Origin of the sequence: Cupriavidus sp. UYPR2.512 (assembly GCF_000379565.1) — a bacterium.
Lineage (GTDB): Bacteria > Pseudomonadota > Gammaproteobacteria > Burkholderiales > Burkholderiaceae > Cupriavidus.
Map to the genome: position 1 here is coordinate 171038 of NZ_KB903173.1, position 7990 is coordinate 179027.

General features: G+C 69.2%; 7 protein-coding genes. All 7 read left to right on the top strand.

The features are described 5' to 3' along the window. The first annotated feature begins 39 nt into the window (after positions 1 to 39). Positions 40 to 942 carry a dienelactone hydrolase family protein gene (locus A3A5_RS0131545; RefSeq protein WP_018314437.1) on the top strand — a complete coding sequence of 301 codons (903 nt, stop codon included), beginning with the start codon at positions 40 to 42 and terminating at the stop codon, positions 940 to 942. A gap of 38 nt (positions 943 to 980) precedes the next feature. After that, positions 981 to 1769 carry an enoyl-CoA hydratase/isomerase family protein gene (locus A3A5_RS0131550; protein ID WP_018314438.1) on the top strand — a complete coding sequence of 263 codons (789 nt, stop codon included), beginning with the start codon at positions 981 to 983 and terminating at the stop codon, positions 1767 to 1769. 332 nt (positions 1770 to 2101) lie between these two features. After that, on the top strand, positions 2102 to 3514 hold the full coding sequence (bioA, locus tag A3A5_RS0131555) for an adenosylmethionine--8-amino-7-oxononanoate transaminase (protein ID WP_018314439.1): 1413 nt from the start codon (positions 2102 to 2104) through the stop codon (positions 3512 to 3514). Beyond that, positions 3504 to 4718: an 8-amino-7-oxononanoate synthase gene (gene bioF / locus A3A5_RS0131560; protein WP_018314440.1), complete on the top strand. Its 1215-nt coding sequence runs from the start codon at positions 3504 to 3506 to the stop codon at positions 4716 to 4718. The genes bioA and bioF overlap by 11 nt, the downstream gene beginning before the upstream one ends. Further along, positions 4715 to 5452, top strand: a complete 738-nt coding sequence (bioD, locus tag A3A5_RS0131565) for a dethiobiotin synthase (RefSeq protein ID WP_018314441.1) — start codon at positions 4715 to 4717, stop codon at positions 5450 to 5452. The genes bioF and bioD overlap by 4 nt, the downstream gene beginning before the upstream one ends. Positions 5453 to 5470: 18 nt before the next feature. Further along, positions 5471 to 6511, top strand: coding sequence for a biotin synthase BioB (gene bioB, locus A3A5_RS0131570; RefSeq protein WP_018314442.1), 1041 nt, complete (start codon positions 5471 to 5473; stop codon positions 6509 to 6511). Between the two features lie 61 nt (positions 6512 to 6572). Beyond that, positions 6573 to 7990, top strand: a 1418-nt coding sequence (locus A3A5_RS0131575; RefSeq protein ID WP_018314443.1) for an acetyl/propionyl/methylcrotonyl-CoA carboxylase subunit alpha, incomplete at its 3' end; no start/stop codon positions are given.

The window sequence follows — 7990 nt, forward strand, 5'->3', positions numbered from 1 at the left end:
CGCCCACGCAACTACTGCCCCATTACCGCCTTCCACTCCATGCGCAGCGTCGCCCGCCTGCTTTGCAGCCTAGCCCTGGTCACGGCGCTTGCCTTGCTGGCGCCGCTGTCCGGGCATGCGCAGAGCGCGAACGGCAACGGCAACGGCAATCCTGCGCCGCGCATGCGCTTCCAGGAGCAGGTGGTGATGCTGCCCAAGGCGGCGATCCCCTCGCGCATCGACCTGGAAGCCACGGTATTCAAGCCGCCTGGCGACGGGCCGTTCCCGCTGGTGGTGATCAACCACGGCAAGGCGCCGGGCCGGCCCGCGATGCAGGGGCGCGCGCGCTTTCCGGCGCAGAGCGTGGAATTCCTGCGCCGCGGCTACGCGGTGGTGCTGCCGATGCGGCAGGGTTTTGCGCGCTCGGGTGGCGCCTATGTGGGCGGCAGCTGCGATATCGAGACCAACGGCATGATCCAGGCCGACGATGTCGTCGCCACGCTCGACTTCATGGCCACGCAGCCCTATGTGGACATGGAGCGCATTGTCGTGATCGGCCAGTCGCATGGGGGCCTGACCACGATGGCGTTCAGCACCATCGGCTATCCGGGGGTGCTGGGCGTGGTCAACTTTGCGGGCGGGCTGCGCAACCTGAACTGCCCGGACTGGGAAGAGCGCCTGGTCGATGCCTTTGCCAGCTACGGCGGCCTGTCGCGCTACCCGTCACTGTGGGTGTATGGCGACAACGACAGCTACTGGCCGGTGCCCTTGCCCGGCCGCATGTTCAACGCCTTCAAGGCGCGCGCCACCGGTCCCGCGGCCAAATCGCGGCTGGTGGACGTGGGCGAGTTCGGCAACGACTCGCATCGCGTCTTCAGCGCGCGCGAAGGCATCCCGGTGTGGTTGCCTGAAGTCGGCAACTTCTTCCGCTCGCTGGGGCTGCCGTTCGACGCCGGCACCTGAACCGCACCAGACAACCTTATCCGCCAACGGAGCGAACCATGGAATTCACCGCCCTGACCGTCAATATCGCCAGCCACGTCGCCACCGTCACGCTGAACCGGCCCGATGTGCGCAACGCCTTCAACGAGACCGTGATCGCCGAGCTGACCGGCGCCTTCCGCGCGCTGGGCGACATGGACGAGGTGCGCGCCATCGTGCTGGCCGGCAACGGCCCGGCCTTCTGCGCCGGCGCCGACCTGAACTGGATGAAGAAGATGGCGGGCTATTCGGACGACCAGAACCGCGCCGATGCGCTGACCCTGGCGCAGATGCTGCACACCATCTGGTCGTGCCCGCGCCCGGTGATCGCGCGTATCCAGGGCGACACCTATGCCGGCGGCATGGGCCTGGTGGCCGCCTGCGATATCGCGGTGGCCGCCGAGCACGCGCACTTCTGCCTGTCCGAAGCGCGCCTGGGGCTGCTGCCCGCCACCATCAGCCCGTATGTGATCCGCGCGCTGGGCGAGCAGGCCGCACGCCGCTACTTCATCACCGCCGAGCGTTTCGATGCAGCCGAGGCACTGCGGCTGGGCTTTGTGCATACGGTGGTGCCGGCCGAGGCCCTGGACGCCAAGGTCGCGGAACTGGCGACCGCGCTGGTGGCCAACAGCCCGAACGCCGTGCGTGAGAGCAAGCGGCTGGTGCAGGACATCGCGGGCCGTGTGATCGACAACGATTTGCTGGCCGATACCGCGGACCGGATCGCGAAGATCCGGGCGTCGGAGGAGGGGCGTGAAGGGGTGCGGTCGTTTTTGGAGAAGCGTACGCCGTCGTGGCGGCCGGCTTGAGGCAAACGGTTGGCTTCACCGTTGGTTTGCTCCCCTCTCCCGCAAGCGGGAGAGGGGGAGTTCCGCCGCGGCATGCGAAAGCGCGGCGCAGTAAATAAAGACTGCGTGGGATTGCGTGGAGATGGCAGCACGCTAGCGACAAAAACAGCGCTTCATGCCGATAACGTTCGGTAAATCCGGTTAAAGCACCGCTAACGCAAAAATATCGCCGTCATTGCCAAGTCCGAGAAGACATTCCTAACATGACCCTCCCCAACCTGTCCGCCACCGTTGCACTGCCCGGCCTTGCCGGCAGCGGCGCGCGCGCGGACGGTCAACAAAGGAGGGCTACCTTGGATCACCTGTCCCTTTCCCCAGACAGCGACGTGCAGGCACTCGGCCAGCGCAGCCGCAACGCCGTCTGGCATCCGTGCACGCGGCTGCGTCCCGACCATGACGCCGTGCCGCTGGCGATCGTGCGGGGCGTTGGCCCATGGCTGCATGATGCCGACGGCCGCCGCTATTTCGACGCCACCAGTTCGTGGTGGGTCAACCTGTTCGGCCACGCCAACCCGCGCATCAATGCCGCGCTGGCCAGCCAGCTGGAAACGCTGGAGCACGTGATGCTGGCCGGCTGCACCCACGCCCCGGCGGTGGAGTTGGCCGAGCGCCTGTCGGCGCTGACCGGCGGCGCGCTCGGCAATGTCTTCTACGCTTCGGACGGCGCCTCGGCGGTCGAGATCGCGCTGAAGATGAGCTTCCATTACTGGCGCAATACCGGCCTGCCGGCCAAGCGCGAGTTCGTCTGCCTGCGCCACGGTTACCACGGCGAGACCGTGGGCGCGCTCGCGGTGACCGACGTGGAAGTCTTCCGCGATGCCTACGATCCGCTGATCCGCCGCGCACACGTGGTGATGGCGCCCGATGCACGCCAGGCCGCACCCGGCGAGAGCGCTGCGGAGGTGGCCGCCCGCGCCTTGGCGGAGCTGGAAACCCTGCTGCGCGAGCGCGCCGGCCAGATCGCCGCGCTGATCGTCGAGCCGCTGGTGCAGGGCGCCGCCGGCATGGCGATGTACGACCCGTCGTATCTGGATGGCGCGCGCGCACTGTGCGACCGCTACCGCATCCACCTGATCGCCGACGAGATCGCGGTGGGCTGCGGGCGCACCGGCACCTTCTTCGCGTGGGAACAGTCGCGCGCCGGAGAGGCACCGCTGCCCGCGCACCTGTGGCCCGACTTCCTGTGCCTGTCCAAGGGCATCAGCGGCGGCTATCTGCCGCTGTCGCTGGTGCTGTCGCGCCCGGAGATCCAGCGCGCCTTCGTCGCCGACGAGCTGGCCCGCAGCTTCCTGCATTCGCACTCCTACACCGGCAACCCGCTGGCCTGCCGCGCCGCGCTGGCCACGCTGGACCTGTTCGCGCAGGACAACGTGCTCGCGCGCAACCGCGAGCGCGCGCACTGGCTCGCCGACGGCATGGCCGCACTGGCCGCCGACGCGCGCCTGCGGCATGTGCGCCAGCGCGGGCTGATCTGGGCCGCCGATGTGCGCGATGACGTCGCCGGCGCCGACTTTGCCGCGCGCTTCCATCACGCCGCGCGCGCCCGCGAGCTGCTGGTGCGCCCGATCGGCAATACGCTGTACGTCATGCCGCCCTACGTCTTCGATGCCGCACAGGCACGCTGGCTGGGCGGGCAACTGCTGGCCACGCTCGACGATGTGACCACCGATGTGACCACGACCCGGGAGGCGCGCCATGCTGCTTGAACAACTGAAGCTGGCCGCCGAACAGCGCCACGCGCTGGCCCTGACGCGCCGCCGCCGCGTTGCCCACACTGCCTGCGCGCCGCACCAGGCCGTGGGCGAGGACGGATCCGAGCCGGAGTCGCTGCTGACTTTCTGCAGCAACGACTATATGGGGCTGGCCAACCACCCGGACGTGATCGCGGCGCTGGTGGAAGGCGCGCAGCGCTATGGCGCCGGCAGCGGGGCCTCGCACCTGGTCAGCGGGCATTCGCTGGCGCACACCCAGCTGGAAGCGGAACTGGCGCGCTGGCTCACCCCGCATATCCCGCATGCGCGCACGCTGTATTTCTGCACCGGCTACATGGCCAACATGGCGGTGCTGACCGCGCTGGGCACGGCGGGCGCCACGCTGTTCTGTGAGTCGCTCAACCATGCCTCGCTGATCGACGGGGCGCGGCTGGCGCGCGCCGACGTGCAGCGCTACCCGCATTGCGACACCGCCGCGCTGGAAGCGCTGCTGGCGGCCAGCACCAGCGAGCGCAAGCTGATCGTGACCGACAGCGTGTTCAGCATGGACGGCAATGTCGCGCCGCTGCGCAAGCTGCTGGAACTGGCCGAGCGCCATGACGCCTGGATCATCGTCGATGACGCCCACGGCTTCGGGGTGCTGGGCGAGCAGGGCCACGGCGTGCTGGAAGCGCTGGGGCTGTCGTCCGAGCGGCTGATCTATATCGGCACGCTCGGCAAGGCCGCCGGCGTGGCGGGTGCCTTTGTCGCCGCGCACGAGACCATCATCGAACACCTGGTCAACACCGCGCGGCCCTATATCTACACCACGGCCGCGCCGCCGGCGGTCGCGCATGCGCTGCTGGCCAGCCTGGCCATCATCGAAGGCGAAGAGGGCAGGCAGCGCCGTGCGCAACTGACGCGCTGCATCGGCATGCTGCGCGAGGGGCTGGCCCAGTTGGCTGCCATCGCGGGCTGGACGCTGGGCGACAGCCAGACCGCGATCCAGCCGCTGATCGTCGGCGACAACGGCGCCGCGCTGGCGCTGTCGGCCACGCTGGAGGCGGATGGCATCCGCGTCGGCGCGATCCGGCCGCCGACCGTGCCGGAAGGCACCGCGCGGCTGCGCATCACGCTGTCGGCTTCGCACACCGAAGACGATGTGCGGCGCCTGCTGGATGCCCTGAGCGCCGCCGTGGCGCAGCGGGAGGCCACATGAGCACGCGCGCGCCTTTCGCCTGCTTTGTCACCGGCACCGATACCGGCATCGGCAAGACCCACGCCAGCGCGACGCTGCTGCATGCGCTCCATGCCGCCGGCTACCGCACCGCGGGCATGAAGCCCGTGGCCAGCGGCAGTGAGTGGCGCGACGGCCATTGGCACAACGACGACGTGGCGCAGCTGCGCGCCGCCAGCTCGGTGGCGGTGCCGCTGGGCCAGACCTGCCCGTTCCTGCTGCGCACGCCGTGCTCGCCGCATCTGGCCGCCGCGCACGAGGGCGTGCGCATCACGCGCGCGCCGGTCCGCACTGCCTTCAACGCGCTGCGCCGCCAGGCAGATGCGGTGGTGGTGGAAGGCGTGGGCGGTTTCAACGTGCCGCTCGACGCAGGCGCCGTGCGCTGGAACACCGCCGACCTGGCAGTGATGCTGGCGGTACCGGTGGTAATGGTGGTCGGCATCCGGCTCGGCTGCCTGAACCACGCCGTCCTGACCGCCGAAGCCATCCGCGCGCGCGGCCTGCCGCTGGCGGGCTGGATCGCCAACCGGGTCGACCCGGACATGCTGCTGGCCGACGAGAACATCGCCACGCTGCACGCGTCGCTGGACGCGCCTTGCCTCGGTGAATTGCCCTGGCAACTGGCGCCCGCCGCTGCCGCTGGCCGGCTCGACCTTGCGCCGCTGTTTGCCGCCGCCACCCAATACCAAGCCGAGGCCGCCGGCCTTGCTGCCTGAACCAGAATTCCATCAATCATGACTCAAGCTCACACCGCTGCCACCGCTACCACCGTTACTACCGTTTCCGTCGATTCCCTGCGCCAGACCGCGCGCCCGCACGCACTGCCCGCTGACGCCGCGTGGCGCGTCGATGACGTTGCCGCGCTGTTCGCGCTGCCGTTCAACGACCTGTTGTTCCGCGCCCAGCAAGTGCACCGCGAGCACTTCGACGCCAATACCGTGCAGCTGTCCACGCTGCTGTCGATCAAGACCGGCGGCTGCGAAGAGGATTGCGGCTACTGCCCGCAGAGCGCGCACCACGATGCCGGCGTGAAAGCCGAGAAGCTGATGGCGCTGGACGAGGTGCTGGACGCCGCGCGCGCGGCCAAGGCCAACGGCGCCACCCGCTTCTGCATGGGCGCCGCCTGGCGCAGCCCCAAGGACCGTCACCTGGAGCCGGTGATGGACATGGTCCGCGAAGTGAAGGCGATGGGCCTGGAGACCTGCGTCACGCTAGGCATGCTCAAGGCCGAGCAGGCGCAGCAGCTCAAGGACGCGGGTCTGGACTACTACAACCACAACCTGGATACCTCGCCGGAGTTCTACGGCAAGATCATCACCACGCGCACCTACCAGGACCGGCTCGACACCATCGGCCATGTGCGCGACGCCGGCATCAATGTCTGCTGCGGCGGCATCGTGGGCATGGGCGAGGCGCGCGAAGCGCGCGCCGGCCTGATCGCGCAGCTGGCCAATATGGACCCGTATCCGGAGTCGGTGCCCATCAACAACCTGGTCCAGGTCGAGGGCACGCCGCTGGCGGGCACTGAGGCGCTGGACCCGTTCGAGTTCGTCCGCACCATTGCCGTGGCACGCATCACCATGCCGCGCGCGATGGTGCGCCTGTCCGCCGGCCGCGAGGCCATGGACGAGGCGTTGCAGGCGCTGTGCTTCATGGCCGGCGCCAATTCCATTTTCTACGGCGAAAAGCTGCTGACCACCGGCAACCCGCAGGCCGACCGCGATCGCGCCCTGCTGGCCCGCCTCGATATCCGCGCAGAGGGCTACGCGGGATGACGCGGTAAAGCCCACCGGTAATCAGCTGGCTCGCCGTCCCGTCGAAAAACTAGGAGGAGCCATGTTCAACAAGATCCTGATCGCCAACCGCGGTGAAATCGCCTGCCGCGTGGCCGCCACCTGCCGCCGGCTCGGCATCCGCACCGTTGCGGTGTACTCGGATGCCGACGCCGACGCGCGCCACGTCGCCTTCTGCGACGAGGCCGTGCATATCGGCGGCGCGGCCGCGCGCGACAGCTACCTGCGCGCGGACCACATCATCGAGATGGCGAAGGAGACCGGCGCCCAGGCCATCCACCCGGGCTACGGCTTCCTGTCCGAGAACGAAGCCTTTGCCGAGGCCTGCGCCGCGGCGGGGCTGGTCTTCATCGGCCCGCCGGCGTCCGCCATCCACGCGATGGGCAGCAAGAGCGCGGCCAAGCAGTTGATGGAGAAGGCCGCGGTGCCGCTGGTGCCCGGCTACCACGGCGAGGACCAGGATCCGGCGCTGCTGCGCCGCGAGGCCGACCGCATCGGCTACCCGGTGCTGCTCAAGGCCAGCGCTGGCGGCGGCGGCAAGGGCATGCGCGTGGTNGAGTCGGGCGACGGCTTCGAGGCCGCGCTGGCCTCGGTCAAGCGCGAGGCCAGCGCCAGCTTTGGCGATGACAAGGTGCTGGCGGANAAGTACCTGACGCGCCCCCGCCATATCGAGATNCAGGTGTTTGCCGATACCCACGGCAACTGCGTCTACCTGTTCGAGCGCGACTGCTCGGTGCANCGCCGCCACCAGAAGGTGCTGGAAGAAGCCCCCGCGCCGGGCATGACCGAGGAGCGCCGCCGCGCCATGGGCGAAGCGGCAGTGGCCGCGGCCAGGGCGGTGGGCTATGTCGGCGCCGGCACGGTCGAGTTCATCGCCAANCANGANGGNTCNTTCTACTTCATGGAGATGAACACGCGCCTGCAGGTGGAGCACCCCGTCACCGAAATGATCACCGGGCAGGACCTGGTCGAATGGCAGCTGCGCGTCGCCGCCGGTGAAGCGCTGCCGCTCACGCAGGAGCAACTGCGTATCGACGGCCATGCGCTGGAAGCGCGTATCTACGCCGAGAACCCCGACAAGCAGTTCCTGCCGTCCACCGGCACGCTGCGCTTCCTGCGCACGCCGCCGGCGGTGCAGTTCATGCGCGGTGAGGATGCNCACGGCCCGGCGGGTATCCGCATCGATGCCGGCGTGCGCGAGGGCGACACCATCAGCCCGTTCTACGACCCGATGATCGCCAAGCTGATCGTCTGGGGCAAGGACCGCGACGAGGCGCTNGCGCGCATGCGCCAGGCGCTGGCGGCCTACCACGTGGTGGGGCTGTCGACCAACGTGGCCTTCCTGCAGCGGCTGGTGTCGTCCCAGGCGTTCCGCACCGCCGATCTCGACACCGGCCTGATCGAGCGCAACGAGAAGGTCTTGTTCCCGCCGCCGGCGCCGGTCGGCATGGAAGTCATCGC

Excerpts from the sequence above, each read along its gene's own strand:
- A3A5_RS0131550 (WP_018314438.1), top strand. The coding sequence starts at position 981 with ATGGAATTCACCGCCCTGACCGTCAATATCGCCAGCCACGTCGCCACC.
- bioB (WP_018314442.1), top strand. The coding sequence starts at position 5,471 with ATGACTCAAGCTCACACCGCTGCCACCGCTACCACCGTTACTACCGTT.
- bioF (WP_018314440.1), top strand. The coding sequence starts at position 3,504 with ATGCTGCTTGAACAACTGAAGCTGGCCGCCGAACAGCGCCACGCGCTG.
- bioD (WP_018314441.1), top strand. The coding sequence starts at position 4,715 with ATGAGCACGCGCGCGCCTTTCGCCTGCTTTGTCACCGGCACCGATACC.
- A3A5_RS0131545 (WP_018314437.1), top strand. The coding sequence starts at position 40 with ATGCGCAGCGTCGCCCGCCTGCTTTGCAGCCTAGCCCTGGTCACGGCG.